The sequence below is a fragment of the Ferrovum sp. genome (assembly GCF_027317285.1).
Classification (GTDB): Bacteria; Pseudomonadota; Gammaproteobacteria; order Burkholderiales; family Ferrovaceae; genus Ferrovum.
In genome coordinates this window covers 1-865 of sequence record NZ_DAHVHV010000131.1, presented here as the reverse complement: position 1 = coordinate 865, position 865 = coordinate 1, and the positions used below count along the sequence as shown (strand labels likewise).

At 47.2% G+C, this 865-nt stretch carries 1 protein-coding gene and 1 pseudogene; one reads left to right on the top strand and one right to left on the bottom strand.

What is annotated here, in order from left to right:
- On the top strand, window positions 1-264 hold a 264-nt coding region (locus tag M6F29_RS11910; protein WP_298160193.1), incomplete at its 5' end, for a hypothetical protein.
- Between the two features lie 274 nt (window positions 265-538).
- Here the strand turns inward: M6F29_RS11910 and M6F29_RS11905 are convergent.
- Window positions 539-865: pseudogene (locus M6F29_RS11905) on the bottom strand (hypothetical protein); the annotation flags it as partial.

Here is an 865-nt window from a genome sequence, read left to right as displayed (position 1 = left end):
GGAGTACTGTTTGCGTCAATTATTGGCATTTCTTCTGCAATTACTTCTTACTCCGGGAGGGATAAACAAATGGTAAACGAAAAATCTAAGCAATCTACGGTGGCAGTATTTGACAGCGTAAACGGGATGGCTTCTTTAAAAGAAAGTTTTAATGGTGCGGCAAAGTTAAAACCGCAGCAGCCAGTTGCTCAACAGGCGATACCAACTTCGGTTCCTCATCCCGCTCAAAATAGTAACAGTAATAATTCAGGGACGACTAAATAGTGGCAAAGTGGGGCGTCGGCCATAATCCATCTAGTGGTGCTTCCCCTGGGATTTTCGAGCATCCACGGGTTTGTCCATACAGATAAACCCGGACTCTGGCCTCGGGAAAGAACATCAGTTTCTGGTGAGGGTCAGAAAACCACCAATACAGCGGCAACTGTGAACGCCAATAGCAAAGGAAGTCTGACCGATGGGCGACCCCTGTAAATGTCAAACTTCTACTGCCTCCCCGGCAGAGCCGGGGGTAATTAAATGTACTCATTTTGGCAGCCTCCTATTTTTTTAATGTGGAAGCAAGTGCGGTTATCAACTCAACGAGTTGCTTGGGATCTAATTTTTCCAACGTCACTTCAAGGGCATCGTGCAGTGGAGAGGCTGCATCAGCTTTTTTCAGAAGCATTTCGGTAGGATTAGAGCCAAAGTTACGAATTGCTGACTCCTGGAGCAGTTTGAGCATATCCTCGTCAGCCCCCATTTCGTTGCGATAACCAGCAAACGCCATCGCGGCAGCTTCTTTGAAGGCATAATCCTCACTTACACGCAACACATGCCCATATTGGCGTGCGGCAAACCAAGAAAACCAAACTAAGGGAGAAGCGAC